At 30.4% G+C, this 1,330-nt stretch carries 1 pseudogene; it reads right to left on the reverse strand.

Annotated features, from left to right (window positions below):
• Nucleotides 1-1,330 (reverse strand): annotated as a pseudogene (locus ETC00_RS19255) (hypothetical protein); the annotation flags it as partial.

The following is a 1,330-nucleotide window of genomic DNA, read 5'->3' on the forward strand; positions in this document are numbered from 1 at the left end:
GTCCTGTACCGAATCCATATAAGTCTACAGAAAATTCACTAATGTAATTAATTAATTTAGTTCTCTTTTCTGTATCGTTTAGACAGTCATCGAAGAATTCTAATCCAAATTTTCTTTCTAAAGTATCAAATAAGTTGAATTGGAATGTTGCTTGAGCAATATTACCCGAAGAACTAGTTGAAATGTTTAAGTTAGAACTAGAAATGTTTGAAATTTTATTATACTGGTCTTGATTAAATAAACTTGTTACGTTATTAGGTGTTTGTACAGTACCGATATTAGTTCTAAATCTAGCAACGTGTTTTACGCTACTACCAGTATCATGTTTATAAGCAAAATTATCAGTTACTGTTACTAATCCATTTCCTGTTACTTCTAAAGGATTATTATTTATAAAACCGCCTAATACATTTTTAGGTAAATATTTAATACCTTGATAACTTGGATATGATACAGAATATTCAATTTTAATTGTAGCTGTATCGGGGTTAGGTACTGTAGTAATAGTAAATGTTGCTTTAGATGTTCCTAGACCTTCCCAAGTACCAGCAATTCCTGTTGCAGTAACAACTGGAAGTGATGATGAAGAAGTTGTTTCTACAAAATACTCACCGTTAGATAAAGAAACTGTTTGATTCAATGTAATAGTTTTATTAGTAGTATCTACAGATGTTACTGTATAAGAACCTGAAGCAGGAAGTGTAGTTAAATCTTTTTTAACTAAACGTACAGAGTCATTTACAGATAATTTTGATACATCGTTTAGTCTAATAGGAGTTCCTGATGTAAAAGTAGTAGATACTCCTCTATAGATAGCCAATTGTGTATCTTCATCAAATACACCCGATACGATTCCATCGTTAGCATAAATTTCGATTTTGTCATTGACAGACCATTTACCTTTAACAGACTGGATAGTACGAATGAATTTCTTGTTCTTTCTAAACGGATTTACTAGAATAGTTCTTTTTTCAGAAACTTGTCTATCAGAGACAACTTTTCTTCCGTTTTTAATTGAATATTTTTTGTCATAAAGTTTTATTTGAATAGGTGATAAAGTAATAGTAGTTTTATAGAAAAGCTGTCCTTCCATATTTCTTCCACATCCTCTAGCGGTACCATCATTTAATACAAAGAATGTATGATTCCATCCACATACAATATCTTTCACATTACTAATAGGTATATTAACTATACTAGTTTGATCAGTAGTATTACCTATACCTAATTGACCATAATCATTTCTTCCACATCCTCTAACACTACCATCATTTAATATAAAGAATGTATGATGTCCTCCACATCTAATATCCTTTACATTACTAATAGG

The organism is Brevibacillus sp. MCWH (genome assembly GCF_013096935.1).
Classification (GTDB): Bacteria; Bacillota; Bacilli; order Brevibacillales; family Brevibacillaceae; genus Brevibacillus; species Brevibacillus aydinogluensis.